Below are 19,741 nucleotides of genomic sequence, written 5' to 3'. Positions count from 1 at the left end.
GGTCTCGTGACAGGCGCCAAGGCGCCTTCCTCGACCAGCGGGGGTGGGCGTCAGCCGAGGTGGATGCCGGCGAACGCGCCGATGGCGTAGGTGACGCCCATCGCGAGCAGGCCGCCGGCGACGTTGCGCACGACGGCGGGCAGGCGCGGGCTGAGCCCGATCCGGGCGCTCACGAACCCGGTGAGCGCCAGGGCGAGCACGACGCTCAGCACGGTCACCAGCACGCGCACGGCGTCGGGCACGAACGCCACGATGAGCAGCGGCAGGAGCGCGCCGACCGTGAAGGCCACCATCGAGGCCCAGGCGGCGTGCCACGGGTTGGTGAGGTTGTCGGGGTCGATGCCGAACTCGATGTCGGCGTGCGCGCGGAGTGCGTCGTGCTCGGTGAGCTCGCGGGCGACCTGCTTCGCGGTCTCCGGCGCGAGACCCTTCTCGACGTACATCTTCGCGAGCTCGCGCTCCTCGGTCTCCGGCATCTGCCGCAGCTCGGTGGCCTCGAGCTCGAGGATCGACTTCTCGGAGTCGCGCTGCGTGCTGACCGAGACGTACTCGCCCGTGCCCATGCTGAGCGCACCCGCGGTCAGCGCGGCGATGCCGGCGATCACGATGGTGCCGCGGTCGTCGGTCGCACCCGCGACGCCCATGACGACGCCGGCGGTCGAGACGATGCCGTCGTTGGCGCCGAGCACGGCCGCGCGCAGCCAGTTCAGCCGCGTGCCGACGTGGTCGCCGATGTCGTCGTGGAAGTGCCGGGGCTGCTCGTCGGTGCCGATCTCCGTGCTCACCCCCTGATCCTGACGGTGCGGGAGCGTGCTTTCAACGAAGGTGAGGCTGTGCTCAGGCGAGCGCGTAGGTGCCCAGGACCTCGTGGCGAGGGCGCCGACGCTGACCCTCGCCGAGGTGCGAGGCGACCAGTGCGACCTCGCCGACCTCCCACGCCGGGCCGTCGTAAGCGTCGAGGAGGCGGACCCACGAGGTGACGTTGGCCGGTCGTCCGAGGCGGGCGAGGGTGACGTGCGGGCGGAACCGCTGCCCGTCGACCCGCCCGCCCGCGCGCGACACGGCCGAACGGCTGGTGGTCGCGAGGCGCCCGAGCGCGTCGTCGTCGACCTCCAGGCCTGCGAAGAGGACGCGCGCCCCGTCCGCGTGCGGGAAGGCACCGCCGCCGGTGATCCGCATCCCGAACCGCCCGTGTCGCGCGGCCGCGTCGGTGAGCAGGTCGTCGAGCTCGTCGAGCGCCCGCTCGGGCAGCTCAGCGGTGAAGGCCAGCGTCACGTGCCACTGCCCGGGGTCGGACCACCGGAACCCCGCGGCTCCCCGACGCACGGACAGGAAGTCGTCGAGGTGCTCCACGACCTGCGCAGGAGGTACGACGGCGACGAAGGCCCGCATCAGAGCCCGAGGTCGCGCCCGATCAGCATCTTCATGATCTCGTTGGACCCGGCCCAGATCTTGGTCACCCGCGCATCGCGCCAGGCGCGGGCGACGCGGTACTCGTTCATATAGCCGTAGCCGCCGTGCACCTGGACGCAGTGGTCGAGGACGTCGTTCTGCACCTGCGAGGTCCACCACTTGGCCTTGGCGGCGTCGACCGGGGTGAGCTCCTGCTTGGTGTGCGCGACCACGCACTGGTCGACGAACGCCTGGGTGACGTCGATGCGCGTGACGAGGTCCGCGAGCAGGAACTGGGTGTTCTGGAAGGCGCCGATCGGCTGCCCGAACGCCTGGCGGTCCTTTGCGTACTGGATCGTCTCCTCGAGGATCTGCTTGGCGTGGGCGAGGTTGGTGATCGCCGAGCCGAGCCGCTCCTGCGGCAGGAACTGCATCATCGAGATGAAGCCGGTGTCGAGGGGACCGACGAGGTCGTCGTTGCTGACGCGCACGTCCTCGAAGGACAGCTCGGCCGTGTCGGACTCGTCCTGGCCGACCTTGTCGAGCACGCGGCCGACGCTGAAGCCGTCGAGGGTCGTGTCGACGGCGAAGAGCGAGATGCCCTTGGCCTTCTTCTCCGGGCTGGTGCGCGCGGCGACCAGGACCAGGTCGGCCGAGCCGCCGTTGGTGATGAAGGTCTTCGAGCCGTTGATGATCCAGTCGTCGCCGTCGCGCACTGCGGTCGTACGCAGGTTGGCCAGGTCGGAGCCGCCGCCGGGCTCGGTCATCCCGATCGCCGTGACGAGCTCGCCGGTCGCGGCGCGCGGCAGCCAGCGGGCCTTCTGCTCGTCGTTGGTGAGGTGCACGAGGTAGGGCACGGTGATGTCGGCGTGGATGCCGACGCAGCTCGGCAGGGTCATGTTGACCTTGGCGAGCTCCTCGGTGAGCACCGCGTTGAAGCGGTAGTCGTCCGCCTCCGAGCCACCGAACGACTCGGGGATCTCGAGGCCGAGGAAGCCCTGCTTGCCGGCCGCGATCCAGAAGTCGCGGTCGAGCCCGTGGTTCGAGGCGTACGTGTCGAGGTGGGGGACCACCTCGCGGTCCAGGAACTGCTTGACCGAGGAGCGGAAGGCCTCGTGGTCCTCGTCGTAGATCTCTCGCTTCATGAGGGCTATGTTACTCGCGGGTCACGAGGTGGTGGAAAACTTGACCAAAGGTCGCTCGCCAGCGTCGGCCGGGTCCGCGTAACGTGCCGTCCGCCAACCTCGTTATCGGGAACGGGAGCACGGTGAGGGAAGAAGACGGCCGGACGTACGAACGTCCACGAGGACAGGCGTGGGGCAACGATGCCCAGCGCGCGGTCCTGCACGCCATCGCCGAGGACGTCGCTCGTCGCTCGGACCACCGGGTCGTGGCCATCGAGGTGGTGCGCTCCGACGGCCACCTCGAGTTCGTCGCCATCGCGGGCGACGAGTCCGCCCGGGACAAGATGCTCGGGCAGGCCTCACCGCTGGAGCTGGGTCACATCCTCGAGCTCGGTGTCGAGATGGAGGGGTGGCGACACATCGCGGGCGATCGGCTCGACGAGATCACGCGCGCCTGGCTCGACGCCTACGGACACAGGCCCGACGTGCCCCCGTCGGAGCTGCCGGACGGGTGGCATCCCGACGACCAGATGGTGCGCCTGCTGTCGAACGAGGACGGCGAGCTCCGCGCCCTGCTCTACCTCGACGAACCGCTCTCCGGCCGGAGGCCGACCACGGAGACGGCGCGGACGATCAACGCCGAGTCGGGTGTGCTCTTCGACGCGATCATCAGCATCGTCGAGCGCGAGCTCTACGGAGAGCAGGTCCGCATGGTCGTCCAGGCGCGCCGCGCCTTCGAGACCGTACGACCCGGCCTGCCGTTCGACGAGCTGGTCCGCGAGCTCTCGCGCGCGCTGACCAGCGCGATGGACGTGGCGACCGTCGACGTGGTCGCGGCATCGTCGGTGGTGGAGGGGCTCGAGGACGGCCGCGACGAGGTGGCCGCGCTGATGCAGCGGCAGTGGGAGCGGCGTGGTCACGTGGTCGTCGAGCGCCAACGGACGTGGAGCATGCAGGAGGGGGCCATCGTCACCCCGCCCGCGCTGACCCGCCTCCTCGACACGCACGACCTCGAATCGGGGCTCCTCGTGCCGATCGGGGCGGGGGACGAGTACCTCGCCACGATGGCACTGGGCCGTGCCTCGGGCGCGCCCCGCTGGATCTCCTCCGAGATCCATGCGGCCACGATGGTGGCGGCGGACGTGGGCCGGTTGCTGCTCGAGGCGCGGTTGATGGAACGCGAGCGGGCCCTCAACGCCGAGATGCGCGCCACCAACGAGCACCGCCGCGACATGGTCGTCACGCTCGCCCACGAGCTGCGCAACCCCGTCAGCGTCATCTGGTCCCACCTCGAGCTGATGCAGCACGACGCCCCCACCGACATCGCCCGGGAGTCGCTCGACGCGATGGACCGGGCGGCCCGCCGGGTCGAGGACATGATCGATGCGCTGATGGCGCTGGCCGCGGTCAGCGACCCCGACCGCGCGGTCATCCGGGCCTCGGTCGACCTCTCCGCGACCGTTCGCGACAGTGACGAGTTCCTCGCCCAGGTCGCCGAGCGGGGCGGCGTGGACCTGGTCACCAGCGCGGCGGACGGCGTGGTGGTGCTGGGTGAGGAGGCCGCACTCCAGCGGATGGTCGCCAACCTGTTCTCCAACGCGGTGAAGTACACCCCCGCAGGAGGGCGGGTGTCCGTGACCCTCGAGGTCGACGACGGCGAGGCCGTGCTGACCTGCTCCGACACCGGGATCGGCATCAGCGAGGCCGACCTGCCCCACGTCTTCACGCCGTTCTTCCGGTCGGGGGACCCGGCCGCGCGCGACCGCCCCGGCACCGGCCTCGGGTTGTCCATCCTCGAGCGGGTCGTGCGTGCGCACGACGGGTCTGTCGACGTCACCTCGGAGGTCGGGGCCGGGACGACGTTCGTCGTACGGCTGCCGGTGGCACCGGGTGACGCACGGGCCGAGCCGGGCGCGGGCTAGGCCCGAGGACTAGGCGCGGACCACCCTTTCTGACCACCTGGAGCGGTCTAGACATACCCCTTCTCAACAGTTCCTCCACAGCATCCGGCAAGACGTGGGGAAAAACTTCCAGAGCCTCCGGCCCCCGCCTACGATCCGCGACAGGAGGACGAGACCGCCATGGACCAGGGGCGACCAGGGGAGCGCCGGACGCGCGACCTGAGTTGGGGTGACGCACGTGCTCGGGCGCTGATGCACGCCCTGGCGCGCGACGCGGCGACCCGTGCCGGGTTCCGGGTGTGCGCCATCGAGGTCGTCCGCCCGAAGGGGCTGCTGGAGTTCGTCGCGATCTACGGCGACATGACGAGCGCCGAGGAGCGGCTCGGCACCGCGTCGCGGCTGGCCGACATGCAGGCCGCCTTCGCCGACGGCGAGCCCTTCGGACACTTCATCTGGATCCCCGACGAGAGCTTCTCCGACAGCACCCGCGAGCTCATCGACGGCGTCGTGGTCGTGCCCGACATCCCGACCACCGGCAACCCCGACGACTGGCACCCGATGGACATGCTGGTCGCCCAGATCGCCGACGAGCGGGGCGACCTGCGCGCGCTGCTCTACCTCGACGTCCCGACCGACCTCAGGCGGCCCGACAAGGACCGGCTGCTCGAGATCTCCGACGAGCTCTCGATGACCCTGCGCTCGGTGGTCACCGCCATCGAGCGCGAGGAGTTCGCCGACCACATGCGGGTCATCCGGGCGACCCGCCGGCTGGCCCGGTCCAACCCGGCCCGGCACGACGTCCACCACCTCCTCCGCGAGGCCCGCGGCACGCTGCTCGGCGCGCTGTCGGTCGACGAGCTGGAGATCCACATCTTCCTCGACGAGGACGTCGAGACCCCGGACAGCCTGGGGCTGCAGATGGCTCCCGACGTACGCCAGGCGCTGGACGCCGCGGCCGCCCGCGCGTGGGCGGACCAACGGGTCCTCATCATCGAGCCGTCGCAGATCTGGGGCGACCCGGTGCTCGAGGCCGCGCACGCCGACTGGTTCGCCCGTGCCCTCGACGAGGCCGGCTTCGAGGCCGTCGTCGTCGCGCCCGTCGGGGTCGAGGACGAGGTGCTCGGCATGCTGATGGCGGCGCGCCGCACGGGCTCGCGGCGCTGGACCGACGGTGAGGGCGTGGCGGCCCTCGAGCTCGGCCACGACCTCGGTCGCGCGATCGCCAACGCCCACGCGACGCAGCGTGAGCGACGGCTGCTCGAGGAGCTGCGCGAGCTCGAGGAGGCCCGCCACCGGTTCCTGCGCGAGCTCACCCACGAGATCAACAACCCGATGACCGTGATCGCCGCCAACGCCGAGTTCCTCGCGACGGGCGAGCACCTCGACGAGCGCGACCAGCGGCGGGCGCAGGCGATCCTGCGCGGGACCGAGCGGCTCGGCGACCTGCTGGAGGGCTTGGCGATGCTGTCGCGGGTGAGCGACCCGCAGCACCCGCCGACGATGAAACGCATCGACCTCATGCCGATCGTCGACCAGACGCTCGGGTCGATGACCGCGGTGGCGGAGAAGGCCGGCATCACGCTCCACCTGGTCGGCGACCCCGGCCCCGCGACGGTGCACGCCGACCTGCGGGAGGTCGCGAGCGCCATCAGCAACCTCGTCGACAACGCCGTGAAGTACTCCAACGCGGGCGACGAGATCTGGCTCGGGGTCGAGCGCGGTGCCGACGGCTCGGTCACGTTCACGTGCCGCGACGAGGGCATCGGCATCTCCGACGCCGACCAGGCCAACCTCTTCGCGCCGCTGTTCCGCTCGACCAACGAGGACGCGCTCCAGCGCCCGGGGACCGGCCTGGGGCTCGGCATCGTGCGCGAGATCATGCAGCGCCACGGCGGCACCGTCGAGGTGGAGTCGCGGCTCGGGCGCGGCACGACCCTGCGGCTGCGCTTCCCGGCGCCGCCTCAGGAGGAGTTCGGGCCGCCGTCCCCGAGGACCTCGTCCACCCAGACCGGCACGAGGTGGGTCGCCGGCCCCTGACGTGACTCGGCGAAGTCACTGGCCCCCATGCTCGGCTCGAGGTTGAGCTCGAGGGTCCGCCCGCTCGCCCAGTGCACGAACGCGGCCGCCGGGTAGACGGCACCCGACGTACCGATCGACACGAACTGCTCGCACGACCACAGGGCTCGCTCGACGACGTCCATGCCGTAGGGGACCTCGCCGAACCACACGATGTCGGGGCGCAGCGCACGGTCGCCGCAGCCGGGGCACGGCGGGCGGTCGGCGAGCGGTCCGTCCCAGAGGTGCCGCTCGTCGCACGACGTGCACCAGGCCGACCGCAGGCTGCCGTGGATGTGGTGGACCCGGGTCGAGCCGGCCCGCTCGTGGAGGTCGTCGACGTTCTGCGTGACGACCAGGAGGTCGTCGCCGAGCGCCGCCTCCAGTCGCGCGAGGGCGACGTGCGCGGCGTTGGGCTCGACCCGCGACAGGGCCGCCCGCCGCTCGTCGTAGAACCTCTGCACCAGCGCCGGGTCGTCGTCGTACGCCTCCGGGGTGGCGACCTGCATCGGGTCGTGGCCCTCCCACAGCCCGTCGGCGTCACGGAAGGTGGACAGCCCGCTCTCCGCAGAGATCCCGGCACCGGTCAGGACGACGATCCGCACGGTCCAGTAGTAGCACCCCTCTCACCCGTGGGGGTGCGCGGCAGGACGGTCGTCGCCGCAGAGTGGGGTAGACAGTCGGACATGACGGACTTGGGAGGGACGTCGGACGTCGTCGCGTTCGCAGGTGACTGGCAGGGACCGGTCGTCGCGACCTCGGTGCACGCCGGCCACGGGCTGCGCCCGGAGATCGCCGACGCGATGGTGCTCGACGAGGACACACGGCTGCGCGAGGAGGACCCGTTCACCGACCGCATCGCAGCGGTCGTGCCGGACCGGGCGATCACGAGCCGCTCGCGGTTCGAGGCCGACCTCAACCGCCCGCGTCGCGAGGCGGTCTACCGCCGCCCCGAGGACTGCTGGGGCCTCGACGTGTGGCGCGGCGGCACGCTGTCGCGCGAGCTCTTCGAGGGCAGCCTGGCGACCTACGACGCCTTCTACGACGCCCTCGCGCCACGGCTCGACGCACTGGCCGAGCGCGGCCCCTTCGTCCTGCTCGACGTGCACTCCTACAACCACCGACGCAGCGGCGCGGACGCTGATCCCGCTCCGGCCGAGGACAACCCCGAGGTCAACGTCGGCACCGCCAGCATCGACCGGCAGACCTTTGGGCCCCTGGTGGAGCGGTTCGTGACCGACATCCGCGCCGGCGGGACCGGCTGCGGCCCCGTCGACGCCCGGGAGAACGTCTCCTTCGAGGGCCGCGCGCTCGCCTGGTTCGTCCACGACCGCTATCCCGGTGTCGGCTGCGTGCTCGCGCTGGAGTTCAAGAAGGTCTGGATGGACGAGTGGACGGCCGAGGTGGACGAGGAGCGGCTGAGCTGCGTGCGCGCCGCGCTCGCGGCCACCCTGCCGGGGCTCCACGAGGAGCTGGAGAAGCTGCGATGAGCGCCGAGGCGGGAGACGAGCTCAGCGCGTCCGACCTCGCGGTCGACCACCAGCTCGCGCTGCTCGCAGGCAGCTTCCGGTTCCTCCTCGACATCACCCCGGTCGACGCCGACGACCTGCGCGACGACTTCATCGAGGGCCGCGAGCCCGAGCCCCCGTTCACCTACCGCGAGCTCGAGGCCGACCCCGACGTCGTACGCGCCGAGCTGGCCGCCGTCGACCTCGGCGCCGTCGAGGACCCGGTGCTCGCGCAGCTGCTGCGCGCCAAGCACCGCGAGATGGAGCTCCAGCTCGACATGCTCGAGGCCCGCGACACCGAGGACTTCCTCCCGCTCAGCGTGGAGCTGTACGGCGGCGTCTCCCCGTCGCTGCGCACCCAGGCCGAGCAGCTGCTGGCCGGCATCACCCGCACCGAGCCGTCCGACGAGGCGCTCGACGCCGAGGAGTTCCTCGCCCTCGCCGACGAGGAGATCGCGCGCTACCGCGCGGAGGACCCCGACCTCGACATGCACGCGGAGATCCGCTCGGACGTCAACGGCGTGATGGTCTCCGGGGACGTGCTGCTGATCGGGCCGGAGACCAAGGTCCAGCGGGCGCGCGCGCAGGCGCTGCTGCACCACGAGGTCGGCACCCACCTGGTCACCCAGGCCAACGGCAGCCGCCAGCCGATCAAGGTGATGGGCGTCGGGCTCGCGGGCTACGACGAGACCCAGGAGGGCCTCGCCGTGCTGGCCGAGATCGCCTGCGGCGGGCTCACCGCCTTCCGGCTGCGCCAGCTCGCCAGCCGGGTCGTCACCGTGCACCGGATGATCGCCGGCGCGACGTTCGCCGAGGCCCACGAGGCGCTCGTGGCGGCCGACTTCCCCGAGGGCAGCGCGTGGACGACGGTGATGCGCGTCTACCGGTCCGGCGGGATGACCAAGGACGCGATCTACCTGCGCGGCCTGGTGGAGCTGCTCGAGCACCTCGGCGACGGCGGGTCGCTCGACCGGCTCTGGCTGGGCAAGTTCTCGCTGCGCGACCTGCCGCTCATCGGCGACCTGGAGGACCGGGGGCTGCTCAGGCCGCCGCGCGTCCTCCCTCGATACCTGCACGACCCGGAGGCCCACGCGAACCTCGCGCGGGCAGCCGGCACCGAAGACCTCGGCACGATCCTGGGAGGGAACGCATGAAGATCGGATTCGTCGTCAACGACATCGAGACCGAGAAGGCGGAGTACACCACCAACCGCCTCGCGATGGCGGCCAAGGAGATGGGCCACGAGGCCTGGTACATGGGGATCGGCGACTTCGCCTACGAGCCCGACGGCTCCCTGAGCACCAAGGCGCGGATGGGGCACGCCAAGTCGTACCGCTCCCTCGAGCGCCACATGGCCGACGTGAAGAAGCCCGATGTCGAGCAGCTGATCCCGATGTCGGAGTTCGACGTCGTGATGCTGCGCAACGACCCGGCCGACGACGCCGAGACCGACCCGTGGCGCAACAACGCCGGCGTGGCCTTCGGCCAGCTCATCGCTGCCAGCGGGGTGCTGGTCGTCAACGACCCGACCAGCCTCGCCAACGCGCTGTCGAAGGCGTACTTCCAGCACTTCCCCGAGATCGTGCGCCCCCGGACGCTGATCTCGCGCGACGAGGACATGATCGAGGCGTTCATCAAGGACCTCGGCGGCAAGGCGGTGCTCAAGCCGCTGCAGGGCTCGGGCGGCGCGGGGGTCTTCCTCGTGGACCGCAAGGAGGCGCCCAACCTCCAGCAGATCATCGAGGCCATCTCGCGCGACGGCTACGTCGTCGCCCAGGAGTACCTCCCGGAGGCGGCCAAGGGCGACGTCCGGATGTTCGTGATGAACGGCCAGCCGCTCACCGCCGACGGCAAGTACGCCGCGTTCCGCCGCACCAACACCACGAAGGACATCCGCTCCAACATGTCCGCCGGCGGCAAGGCGACGAAGGTGCAGGTCACCGACGCGATGCTCGAGATGGTCGAGATCGTGCGGCCCAAGCTGGTCAGCGACGGGATGTTCCTCGTCGGGCTCGACATCGTGGGCGACAAGCTGATGGAGATCAACGTCTTCAGCCCCGGCGGGCTCGGCAGCGCGCAGGCGCTCTACGAGGTCAACTTCGCACCGGCGATCATCGCCGAGCTCGAGCGCAAGGTGAACATCCGCAGGCACTACCCGGAGATCAACAACCACACGCTCGCGACGAGCTGAGGGCGAGCGGCGCGCTCACCCGGCGAGCGCCAGCGCGGTCCAGGACACGGGTGGGAGCACCACGCTCACCCGGCCGTCGGTCAGCTCGGCCGTGGTGTTGTCGATCAGCTGCACGCGCTCGGGGTCGTCGACCGTGTTGATCGCGAAGGGGTCGTCGTCGGACAGCGTCCTGCACTCCGTGACGCGGGTGACGGGGAGCCGGCTGACGTCGATCGTGACGGTGGCCGGGCGGTGCTCGTCACGGTTGACCAGGAACACCGCGCTGCGACCGGTCGTCTCGTCCCACGTGGCCACGGCGTCCACGACGTCGACCTCCCCGCGCGCGGCAGTCACGTGGCGGGACGAGGAGATCGCGACGTCGAGGCTGGACCCCCGCGCCAGCCGCGACGTGGTCGCAAAGGGGAAGAACGTCGTCTGGCGCCACGCGTGCGCGCCGGGCTCGGTCGTGATCGGCGCGATCACGTTGACCAGCTGCGCCATGCTCGCCGAGGTGACCCGGTCGGCGTGCCTGAGCAGCGACACGAGCAGGCTGCCGACCACGACGGCGTCGGCGACCGTGTAGGTGTCCTCCAGCAACCGCGGGGCGACCGGCCAGTTGCCGGTCCCGGTGATCTTGTCGACCTCCTCGTAGCGTCGGAAGTACCAGACGTTCCACTCGTCGAAGGAGATCTGGATCCGCTTGGCGGACCGCCTCTCGGCACCCACCTGGTCGGCCGTCGCCACGACCGTGTCGATGAACCTGTCCATGTCCACCGCGGAGGCGAGGAAGCTGCCCATGTCGTCGTCCTCGAGCTCGTAGTAGGCGTGGCACGAGATGTGGTCGACGTCGTCGTAGGTGTGCTGCAGGACCGTGCGCTCCCAGGCTCCGAAGGTCGGCATCCGCGACGACGAGCTGCCACAGACCACGAGCTCGAGGCTGGGGTCGAGCTGCCGCATGGCCCGTGCGGTCCGGGCCGCGAGCTTGCCGTAGTCGTCGGCGGAGCGGTGCCCGAGCTGCCACGGCCCGTCCATCTCGTTGCCGAGGCACCACATCCGGACGTCGTACGGCGCTGTGCGTCCGTGGGCGATCCGGGCGTCGGACCAGGTCGTGCCGCCAGGGATGTTCGTGTACTCCAGCAGGTCCAGCGCCTCGGCCACCCCGCGCGTGCCGAGGTTGACCGCGAGCATGACGTCGGCGCCCGCCCGTTCGGCCCACGCGGCGAACTCGTCGAGTCCCACCTGGTTGGTCTCCGTCGAGTGCCAGGCGAGGTCGAGGCGGGTCGGCCGCTCGTGGCGAGGACCGATGCCGTCCTCCCACCTGTAGCCCGAGACGAAGTTCCCGCCCGGGTAGCGGATGGTGCTGACACCCAGCTCCCGCACCAGCTCCAGCACGTCCGTGCGGAAGCCCCACTCATCGGCGAGGGGGTGGCTCGGCTCGTGGATGCCGTCGTAGATCCCGCGTCCGAGGTGCTCGACGAAGGAGCCGAACAGCCTCCGGTCGATCGCGCCGATCGTCGCGTCGGGGTCCAGGGTCAGGCGCGCGCCGAGCCCGGGTGGCGTTGCAGCGCGGTGCATGAGGCGGGTCCCCTCGCGGTGGGCGGTGTGTCGATGCGTGGATGGAAAACGTTATCGATAACGATTGACAAAGCCCAGAGCGGTGACTGAGGGTTCTGACATGTGGTCCACGTCACAAGGCGTGGCGAGTCAAGGAGGATCTCGATGTCCAGGAGTACCCGAGTGGCCGGACTGGCCTCTCTCTGCGCCGTCGCCCTGATGACCGCCGCCTGTGGCGGCGACGGCTCGTCGGAGGCGGACGACGCCAGCACCATCACGTGGTGGCACAACTCGAACAACGAGCCCGGCAAGGGCTACTACGAGCAGGTCGCCAAGGACTTCGAGGCGGACCACCCCGGCATCGACGTCCAGGTCAGCGCCATGGCGCACGAGGACATGGTCAGCAAGCTCGACGCGGCCTTCCAGAGCGGCGACGTCCCCGACATCTACATGGAGCGCGGCGGTGGCGAGCTCGCCGACCACGTCGAGGCCGGACTGGTCAGGGACCTGTCCGAGGATGCGGCCGACGAGATCGAGAACCTCGGCGGCAGCGTCGCCGGGTGGCAGTCGGAGGGCAAGACCTACGCGCTGCCGTTCTCGGTGGGCGTCGTCGGTTTCTGGTACAACAAGGACCTCTTCGAGGAGGCGGGCATCGACGCCCCGCCGACCACGATGGACGAGTTCTACGACGTGGTCGGTCAGCTCAAGGACGCCGGCATCGCGCCGGTCTCGGTCGGAGCCGGTGACAAGTGGCCGGCCGCCCACTACTGGTACTACACCGCTCTTCGCTCGTGCCCGCAGGACGTCCTCGAGGGCGCCGTGACGAGCCTCGACTTCTCCGACCCGTGCTTCGTCGAGGCCGGCGAGGTGCTCGAGGACGTGGTCGCCGCCGAGCCGTTCAACCCGGGCTTCCTGACCACCCCCGCGCAGGAGGGTGCGACGTCGGCGTCCGGCCTGCTCGCCACCGACAAGGTCGCCATGGAGCTGGCCGGGCACTGGGAGCCGGGCGTGATGCAGGGGCTCACCGACGACGGCAAGGGCCTGGGGGAGAAGACCGGCTGGTTCCCCTTCCCCGAGGTCGAGGGTGGTGGCGGTGACCCGACGGCCCAGCTGGGCGGTGGCGACGCCTGGGCCGTGGCCGAGTCCGCTCCCGACGAGGCGGTCGACCTGGTCAAGCTCCTCCTCTCCGACGACGTGCAGACCGGCTTCGCCGAGAACGACATGGGGCTGCCGACCAACCCGGCCGCCGGTGGCGCGGTCAGCGACCCGGCGCTCGCCGAGCTGCTGAAGGTCCGCGACGAGTCGCCCTACATCCAGCTCTACTTCGACACCGCCTTCGGCACGTCCGTGGGAGGCGCGATGAACGACGAGATCGCCCTGCTGTTCTCCGGCGACGCGACCCCGCAGGAGGTCGTGGACGCGACCCAGCAGGCCGCCGACCAGGAGATGTGACCGCACCCATGACGCAGCAGGGCGGCACCTTGGTCGCCACGCCACCGGAGGAGACGACTGCACGGCGCGACCCGCGCCGGGCAGTCGCCCCCCGGCCCCGGCTGGCGTGGCGCGAGCGCCTCGAGGTGCTGGTGTTCGTCGGTCCGGCGATCGCCCTGATGGCGGTCTTCATCCTGTGGCCCGTCGTCTCGGCGGTGCGGATGTCGTTCTACCGCTGGAAGGGCTTCGGCCCGATGGACGACTTCGTGGGCTGGGCCAACTACAGCCTGGTCCTGGGCGACGACGTCTTCCGGGGAGCGGTGGGCCACAACTTCCTCATCGTCGTCCTCTCGATCCTCGTGCAGCTGCCGCTGGGGCTGGGGCTGGCCCTGCTGCTCAACCGCAACATCCGGTTCCGCGGGGTGCTGCGCACGATCATCTTCGTTCCCTACGTGCTGGCCGAGGTCATCGCCGGGGTGATCTGGTTCCAGCTGCTCCAGCCCGGCTACGGGGTGGTCGACGGCCTGGTCGGGGCGGTCGGGCTGACGGCGCCCGAGCAGGGCTTCCTCGGCACGCCGGACCTCACGCTCTACACCGTGTTCGTCGTCCTCACCTGGAAGTACGTCGGCCTGGCCGTCCTGCTCTTCCTCGCGGGCCTGCAGGGGGTGCCCGCGGAGCTCTACGAGGCGGCGCAGATCGACGGCGCCTCGTGGTGGCAGACCCAGCGCCGGATCGCGGTCCCCCTGCTCGGGCCGACGATCCGCACGTGGGCCTTCCTGTCGATGATCGGCTCGATCCAGCTCTTCGACCTCGTCTGGGTGCTGACCGGGGGCGGACCGGCCAACGCGACGACCACCATGGCGACGTACCTCATCAACCAGGGCACGGCACGCGGGAACTACGGCATCGCCGGGGCAGCCTCGGTCGTGCTGTTCGTCATCGCGCTGGTGATGGCGGTCCTCTACCAGCGCCTCGTGCTCCGCCGCGACACCCACGAGGCCCGATGAAGGACCAGGGACGGACCGCAACGGCCACCAGGACGACGACGAGAGGACGCGTGATGACCGGGCGCAGGACGTTCGGCGGCGGTGGGCCACTCGTCTACTGCCTCGTCGCGGTGGTCGCCGCCCTCACCCTGGGCCCCGTGGCCTACGGCGCGCTCGGGGGGTTCCGGAGCAACGAGCAGCTGGCTCGTGACCCCGCGGGCCTGCCCGACCCGTGGGTGGTCGACAACTACCAGCGCGTCCTCACCAACGACAGCTTCTGGGTCTATGCCCTCAACTCCTCGGTCATCGCCGTGATCACCACGATCGTCACAGTGGTCTGCGGCGTGATGGCGGCCTACCCGCTGGCGCGCTACCAGTTCCGCTTCCGCGAGCCACTGTTCATGGTGTTCGTGCTCGGGCTGCTGTTCCCGCTCGCCGTCGCGATCATCCCGCTGTTCATCCTCATCACCCGGGACCTCCAGATGGGCAACACCTGGTGGGGCGTGGCGCTGCCGCAGGCAGCCTTCGCGCTGCCGATGACGGTGGTCATCCTGCGGCCGTTCCTCATGGCCCTGCCCAAGGAGCTGGAGGAGGCGGCGTTCATCGACGGCGCCTCGCGCATCGGCGTCTTCTGGCGCGTCGTGCTGCCGCTGTCCGTCCCGGGCATGGTGACCGTCGGCGTCCTCGCCTTCGTCGCGTCCTGGAACTCCTACCTGCTGCCGCTCCTGCTCCTGCGCGACAGGATGCGTACCCTGCCCCTCGGGGTCGCCGACTACTCGACCGAGTACTCGGCAGACACTGCCGGGGTGCTCGCGTTCACCAGCATCGCGATGATCCCCGCCCTCATCCTGTTCCTGACGATGCAGAAACGGATCGTCAGCGGGCTCCAGGGAGCGGTGAAGGGGTGATGTCCAGATGGTGAGGGAGGCCAAGCTCATGGAGACGACCGTGCCGGCGACCGACGGTGCCGGTGGTCGCGGACCCGGCCCTGGTGGTCGAGTGACCATGCAGCACGTCGCGGCGGAGGCCGGGGTCTCGGTGTCCACGGTCTCCAAGGTGATCAACGGCCGCTACGGCGTCGCCAGCGAGACGATCGAGCACGTCACCGGCGTGATCGAGCGCCTCGGCTTCGAGGCGAGCCTGGTGGCGCGGAGCCTGCGCAACCAGCGGACGAACGTCATCGGCGTGCTGGTGGCCGACTTCGAGCCGTTCAGCACCGAGGTGCTCAAGGGTGCCGCGGACGCGATCCGCGGCACCGGGTTCGAGCTGGTCGCCTATTCCGCGGGCGGTCGGGTCGATGCGCACGTGGGGTGGGAGCGCCGCTACCTGTCGCGGGTGATGGGCACGCTCGTCGACGGCGCGGTCCTGGTGACTCCGACCGTCACCGAGGTCCAGTACGACGGCCCCATCGTCGCGGTCGACCCGCACACGGGGCCGTCCAGCATGCCCACGGTGACGGCGCACAACCTCCAGGGGGCGACGCTCGCGGTCGACCACCTGATCGGGCTCGGCCACCGCAGGATCGGCATGGTCACCGGCCGCCCGGACCTCGTCTCGGCGCAGCTGCGCGAGCGCGGCTACCGGGAGGCCCACGCCCGCGCCGGGCTCGAGGTCGACGAGTCCCTGCTGGCGGCCGGAGCGTTCGAGCCCGAGCCGGCGCGTGCCGCGGCCCGGGCGTTGCTGACCCTGGCCGATCCGCCGACCGCGATCTTCGCGGCCAACGACCTGTCCGCGCTGGCCACGCTGGAGGCGGCCGCCGAGCTCGGCCTCAGCGTCCCGGACGACCTGTCGGTCGTGGGCTTCGACAACATCCCCGAGTCGGCACTGGCGGACCCGCCACTGACCACCGTGGACCAACGCATACGCCAGATGGGACGGGAGGCCATCACCATGCTGGTCACCATGATCGCGGGAGAGCACCCCTTGGAGAACGCACACGTCAACCTCGACACGACCCTCGTCGTGCGGCAGTCCGCCACGACTCCGGGGGGCACGTCGTGAGCGACGTGTGGCGCGATCCCTCCGCCCGTGTCGAGGACCGGGTGACCGACCTGGTCGCGCGGATGACGCTGGGGGAGAAGGTCGCCCAGCTGTCCGGTGTGTGGGGCGTCGACCCCGAGGTGGGCGACATGGCCCCGATGCTCCGTGACGCGATGGGTCCCGACCTGTCCTGGGAGGAGGTCATCGCCGACGGACTGGGGCAGCTGACCCGCCCCTTCGGCACCGAGCCCGTCGAGCCCGTCGAGGGGCTTCGCGCGCTGGCCGAGCGGCAGCGCCAGGTCATGGCCGCGAACCGGTTCGGCATCCCCGCCCAGGTGCACGAGGAGTGCCTGACCGGCCTGGCCGCGTGGCGGGCCACGGTCTACCCGTCCCCGCTGTGCTGGGCGGCGTCGTTCGACCCCGCCCTGGTGCAGGAGATGGGGGCCCGGATCGGCGCCTCGATGCGCAGCCTCGGCGTGCACCAGGGCCTTGCGCCCGTGCTGGACGTCGTCCGTGACCTGCGATGGGGACGGGTCGAGGAGACGATGGGCGAGGACCCGTTCCTGGTCGGCCTCATCGGCGGTGCCTACGTCCGGGGCGTCGAGAGCGCCGGTGTCGTGGCGACCCTGAAGCACTTCGCCGGCTACTCCGCCTCGCGGGCGGCGCGCAACCTGGCGCCCGTGGGGATCGGCCCGCGCGAGCTGGCCGACGTCATCCTGCCGCCGTTCGAGATGGCGCTGCGCGCCGGCGCGCGCTCGGTCATGAACTCCTACACCGACACCGACGGTGTGCCGGCTGCGTCGGACCGCACGCTGCTGACCACGTTGCTGCGTGACACCTACGGCTTCACCGGGACCGTCGTCGCTGACTACTTCTCGATCGCCTTCCTGCGCACGCTCCACCACGTCGCCGACACCAACCAGGAGGCTGCCCGTCTCGCGCTCGAGGCCGGCATCGACGTCGAGCTGCCGTCGCCCAACGCGTACGGCGACCCGCTGCTGGCCGGGATCGAGGACAGCTCGATCGACGAGAAGCTCGTCGACCGAGCCCTGGCCCGGGTGCTGCGACAGAAGTGCGAGCTCGGCCTGCTCGACCCGGGCTGGGAGCCCACCGAGGCGGACGAGGTGGACCTCGACGGCCCGGGTTCGAGGCAGGTCGCCCTCGAGCTTGCCCGGCGCTCGGTCGTGCTGCTCGCCAACGACGGTGCGCTGCCCCTGCGCGCGCGGTCCCGGCTGGCGGTCGTCGGCCCCCGCGCCGACACCTACCAGGCGATGCTCGGCTGCTACTCCTTCCCGATGCACGTGCTCGTGCACTACGAGGGTGTGGAGCGTGGTCTGGAGATCCGTACGCTCCGCGAGGCGCTCGCGGACTCGCACGACGTGACGTACGCACTGGGCTGCCCGGTGCTCGACGGCACCGACGAGCAGATCGCCGAGGCCGTCGCCGCAGCGGCGCAGGCGGACGTGTGCGTGGTCGCGCTGGGCGACCAGGCGGGACTCTTCGGCAACGGCACCTCCGGAGAAGGGTGCGACGTCGCGGACCTGCGACTGCCCGGGCGCCAGGACGAGCTGCTCGAGGCCCTGATCGCGACAGGCACCCCCGTGGTGGCGGTGCTCCTGGTCGGTCGGCCCTACGACCTGAGCCGGCACGCACCGGACCTGGCCGCCATCGTGTGTGGCTTCTTCCCGGGAGAGGAGGGAGCGCAGGCGCTGTCCGACGTGCTCACTGGCAGGGTCGACCCGTCAGGACGCCTGCCCGTCAGCTTCCCAGGCGCCGGCAGCACGCAGCCGTCGACCTACCTCGCCTCGGCTCTCGGACAGCGCAGCGAGGTCACCAACGTGGACCCCACGGCGCTGTTCCCCTTCGGCCACGGACTGTCCTACGCCCCGGCGACCTGGGGTCCGGTCACCTCGACCACCGGCCCGCGATGGGACGTCGACGGTGTCACCCGGTTGTCGGTTGAGCTGGGCAACGAGGCGGACCGGCTGGTCTCGGAGGTCGTCCAGGTCTACCTCCACGACGTCTCGGCCTCGGTCGTGCGCCCGGTGCGCCAGCTCATCGGCGCGGCTCGCGTCGACCTCGAGCCCGGCCAGCGCCGCCGGGTGACCTTCGACCTGCACGCCGACCTCACGTCGTTCACGGCTCGCGACCTGCTCCGGGTCGTCGAGACCGGCGCGGTGGAGCTGCACATCGGCGCGTCGAGCGCCGACATCCGCAGCACGCTCTCGCTCGAGCTGACGGGGGCGGCTCGCCACGTCGACGGGGACCGAGTGCTCGAGCCCGTCATCACGATCACCGAGGTCTGATGCGCTCGGACCTGCCCCTGTCCGAAGCGCGTGCCTACCGGCCGGACCTGATGGTTCCCGACGACCTGGCGGAGTTCTGGCGAGCGACCCTGGACGACGCCCCGGTGTCGTGGGATGCCGTGCGGGTCGACAACGGGCTGCTGGCGATCGAGACCCACGATGTCAGCTTCGCGGGCTTCGGCGGTGACCCCGTCCGCGCGTGGCTCCACCTGCCCGCACCCGGGCTGCGGAGCGGGCCGCTCCCCGGGGTGGTCCAGTTCCAGGGCTACAACGGAGGGCGCGGGCTCGCCCACGAGCACGTCTTCTGGGCGACGGCCGGCTACGCCCAGCTCGTCGTCGACACGCGTGGCCAGGGAAGTGGCTGGACGACGGGCGCCACGGGTGATGTCGGACCTGCGGGCCCGTCCCAGCCCGGATTCCTCACGCGGGGGATCGAGGACCGCGACACCTACTACTACCGACGCGCCTACGCCGACGCCTGTCGGGCGGTCGAGGTCCTGCGAGGACATGACGCCGTCGACCCGGCTCGCGTGGCCGTGGCAGGGGCCAGCCAGGGAGGTGCTCTGGCCCTGGCTGCCGCTGCCCTCGTCCCCGACCTGGTCGCGGCCGTCCTGTGCGACGTGCCCTTCCTGTGCGACCTGAGGCGGTCGGCCGACCTGGCGCAGGCCGAGCCGTGTCTCGAGCTGGTCCGCTACCTGGGGGCGCACCGCGATCGCGTCGAGCAGACCTTCGCCACGCTCGCCTACTTCGACGGTGCCGTCCTGGCCCGGCTGGCACGTGCACCGGCGCTGTTCTCGGTCGCCATGATGGACGTGATCTGCCCGCCGACCACGGTCTTCGCGGCGTTCAACGCCTACGGTGGGCCCAAGGGCGTCGAGGTCTACGAGTTCAACGACCACGAGGGAGGAGAGGCGTTCCAGCGCTCCCGCCAGCTCGTCTGGCTCCGCGCGGCGCTGGGCCCGGGTCGTGCCTCCCCGGAGATGGACGACCACGCCCTCCCCACCGGGTGATCGCTCAGTCGATGCCCCAGCCCTCGCGGAACTCCTCCGGGGTCAGCGTCTCCAGCTGGCGGCGCATCACCTCGAGGAGCACGGCGGCCGCCTCGGGCCCGCCGGCGGGCACGCGGAGCTCGAGCCCGCCGTCGCGGCGGCGCCGGACGACCACGACTCCCTCGTTGGTCAGGTCGAAGCGGCCCCCGGACATCGCGCACCACAGGTCGAGCGCCCCCGCGGCGAGCCGCCCGAGCCGGTCGCGCCGACGCGGCTCGACGTCGGCGGTGTAGACCTCGTCGGCCGTCGCGGGTTCGAGGGTGGCCGTCATGCGTCCAGCCTAGG

At 71.1% G+C, this 19,741-nt stretch carries 17 protein-coding genes; 11 read left to right on the top strand and 6 right to left on the bottom strand.

The genetic code is table 11. The features are described 5' to 3' along the window. Nucleotides 1-50: 50 nt before the first annotated feature. The 3 genes from JI751_RS02345 to JI751_RS02335 are packed head-to-tail and all read right to left on the bottom strand — an operon-like array spanning nucleotide 51 to nucleotide 2,537. A complete protein-coding gene (locus JI751_RS02345; protein WP_201932948.1) occupies nucleotides 51-785 on the bottom strand; it encodes a VIT1/CCC1 transporter family protein in 735 nt (244 codons plus the stop codon). A gap of 52 nt (nucleotides 786-837) precedes the next feature. Beyond that, the gene (gene thpR, locus JI751_RS02340; protein ID WP_201932946.1) at nucleotides 838-1,392 is read right to left on the bottom strand and encodes an RNA 2',3'-cyclic phosphodiesterase; all 555 of its coding nucleotides are present in this window, start codon (nucleotides 1,390-1,392) and stop codon (nucleotides 838-840) included. Further along, nucleotides 1,392-2,537 carry an acyl-CoA dehydrogenase family protein gene (locus JI751_RS02335; protein ID WP_201932944.1) on the bottom strand — a complete coding sequence of 382 codons (1,146 nt, stop codon included), beginning with the start codon at nucleotides 2,535-2,537 and terminating at the stop codon, nucleotides 1,392-1,394. Before JI751_RS02335 ends, thpR begins: the two co-directional genes overlap by 1 nt. A gap of 122 nt (nucleotides 2,538-2,659) precedes the next feature. On the opposite strand from JI751_RS02335, the gene JI751_RS21680 reads away from it, so the two are divergent. Together JI751_RS21680 and JI751_RS02325 are read left to right on the top strand one after the other, a co-directional pair. Then, nucleotides 2,660-4,438 carry a sensor histidine kinase gene (locus tag JI751_RS21680; RefSeq protein ID WP_307813725.1) on the top strand — a complete coding sequence of 593 codons (1,779 nt, stop codon included), beginning with the start codon at nucleotides 2,660-2,662 and terminating at the stop codon, nucleotides 4,436-4,438. Nucleotides 4,439-4,669: 231 nt separating this feature from the next. Next, a complete protein-coding gene (locus JI751_RS02325) occupies nucleotides 4,670-6,454 on the top strand; it encodes a sensor histidine kinase (protein ID WP_201932941.1) in 1,785 nt (594 codons plus the stop codon). Here the strand turns inward: JI751_RS02325 and JI751_RS02320 are convergent. Next, nucleotides 6,379-7,077, bottom strand: a complete 699-nt coding sequence (locus JI751_RS02320) for an NAD-dependent deacylase (protein WP_201932937.1) — start codon at nucleotides 7,075-7,077, stop codon at nucleotides 6,379-6,381. The genes JI751_RS02325 and JI751_RS02320 overlap by 76 nt on opposite strands. An 81-nt stretch (nucleotides 7,078-7,158) precedes the next feature. Between JI751_RS02320 and JI751_RS02315 the strand changes: the two genes are divergently transcribed. From JI751_RS02315 to JI751_RS02305, 3 genes are read left to right on the top strand one after another with little or no spacing between them, the layout of a single operon-like run. Continuing rightward, nucleotides 7,159-7,962, top strand: a complete 804-nt coding sequence (locus JI751_RS02315; RefSeq protein ID WP_201932935.1) for an N-formylglutamate amidohydrolase — start codon at nucleotides 7,159-7,161, stop codon at nucleotides 7,960-7,962. Further along, nucleotides 7,959-9,134, top strand: coding sequence for a peptidase MATCAP family protein (locus JI751_RS02310; protein WP_201932923.1), 1,176 nt, complete (start codon nucleotides 7,959-7,961; stop codon nucleotides 9,132-9,134). Before JI751_RS02315 ends, JI751_RS02310 begins: the two co-directional genes overlap by 4 nt. Then, on the top strand, nucleotides 9,131-10,171 hold the full coding sequence (locus tag JI751_RS02305; RefSeq protein WP_201932920.1) for a glutathione synthetase: 1,041 nt from the start codon (nucleotides 9,131-9,133) through the stop codon (nucleotides 10,169-10,171). Before JI751_RS02310 ends, JI751_RS02305 begins: the two co-directional genes overlap by 4 nt. Nucleotides 10,172-10,186: 15 nt before the next feature. Here the strand turns inward: JI751_RS02305 and arfA are convergent, their stop codons facing one another. Continuing rightward, nucleotides 10,187-11,725, bottom strand: a complete 1,539-nt coding sequence (gene arfA / locus JI751_RS02300) for an arabinosylfuranosidase ArfA (protein ID WP_201932918.1) — start codon at nucleotides 11,723-11,725, stop codon at nucleotides 10,187-10,189. Between the two features lie 144 nt (nucleotides 11,726-11,869). Between arfA and JI751_RS02295 the strand changes: the two genes are divergently transcribed. From JI751_RS02295 to JI751_RS02270, 6 genes are all read left to right on the top strand, one after another. Next, on the top strand, nucleotides 11,870-13,156 hold the full coding sequence (locus JI751_RS02295; RefSeq protein WP_201932917.1) for an extracellular solute-binding protein: 1,287 nt from the start codon (nucleotides 11,870-11,872) through the stop codon (nucleotides 13,154-13,156). Nucleotides 13,157-13,164: 8 nt separating this feature from the next. Next, entirely contained in the window at nucleotides 13,165-14,142 is a 978-nt protein-coding gene (locus tag JI751_RS02290; RefSeq protein ID WP_201932914.1) for a carbohydrate ABC transporter permease, read from the top strand. Between the two features lie 53 nt (nucleotides 14,143-14,195). Next, complete coding sequence (locus JI751_RS02285) at nucleotides 14,196-15,029, top strand: carbohydrate ABC transporter permease (protein ID WP_201932912.1); 834 nt, start codon at nucleotides 14,196-14,198, stop codon at nucleotides 15,027-15,029. 97 nt (nucleotides 15,030-15,126) lie between these two features. Further along, complete coding sequence (locus JI751_RS02280; protein WP_236665660.1) at nucleotides 15,127-16,122, top strand: LacI family DNA-binding transcriptional regulator; 996 nt, start codon at nucleotides 15,127-15,129, stop codon at nucleotides 16,120-16,122. Continuing rightward, the gene (locus JI751_RS02275) at nucleotides 16,119-18,407 is read left to right on the top strand and encodes a glycoside hydrolase family 3 N-terminal domain-containing protein (RefSeq protein WP_201932908.1); all 2,289 of its coding nucleotides are present in this window, start codon (nucleotides 16,119-16,121) and stop codon (nucleotides 18,405-18,407) included. The genes JI751_RS02280 and JI751_RS02275 overlap by 4 nt, the downstream gene beginning before the upstream one ends. Next, nucleotides 18,407-19,417 (top strand): acetylxylan esterase, encoded by a 1,011-nt coding sequence (locus JI751_RS02270; RefSeq protein ID WP_236665521.1) that lies wholly within the window; start codon nucleotides 18,407-18,409, stop codon nucleotides 19,415-19,417. Before JI751_RS02275 ends, JI751_RS02270 begins: the two co-directional genes overlap by 1 nt. A 4-nt stretch (nucleotides 19,418-19,421) precedes the next feature. On the opposite strand, the gene JI751_RS02265 is transcribed toward JI751_RS02270, so the two are convergent. Next, on the bottom strand, nucleotides 19,422-19,727 hold the full coding sequence (locus tag JI751_RS02265; RefSeq protein ID WP_201932906.1) for a hypothetical protein: 306 nt from the start codon (nucleotides 19,725-19,727) through the stop codon (nucleotides 19,422-19,424). Nucleotides 19,728-19,741: the final 14 nt, after the last annotated feature.

The organism is Nocardioides baculatus (assembly GCF_016735675.1).
Lineage (GTDB): Bacteria > Actinomycetota > Actinomycetes > Propionibacteriales > Nocardioidaceae > Nocardioides > Nocardioides baculatus.
Note: the sequence above shows the minus strand (reverse complement) of the source record. Positions and strands in the feature narration are given on the sequence as shown.